1 pseudogene is annotated in these 215 nt (G+C 72.1%); it reads right to left on the reverse strand.

What is annotated here, in order from left to right:
- Positions 1–215 (reverse strand): annotated as a pseudogene (locus MFF58_RS32150) (porin family protein); the annotation flags it as partial.

Genomic DNA, 215 nt, shown 5'->3' on the forward strand with positions numbered 1-215 from the left:
CCGATCTGGCCACCGCCGGAGAAGCCGTCCTGGCTGCGGTTGCCGAAGGAGGCGAGCACCGGGGCGCCGCTGGCCGTGAAGGCGCCGGGCACCGTGAAGGTGGCGTTGTTGCTGTTGCTGCTGGCGTCGAAGGCGTAGCCGGCGTTGATACCGAAGTAGGCGCCGGTCCAGGTGAACACCGGGACGGGGGTGAACACCGGCGGCGGGGCGGCCCG

The sequence above is a fragment of the Methylobacterium longum genome (assembly GCF_022179385.1).
GTDB lineage: Bacteria > Pseudomonadota > Alphaproteobacteria > Rhizobiales > Beijerinckiaceae > Methylobacterium > Methylobacterium longum.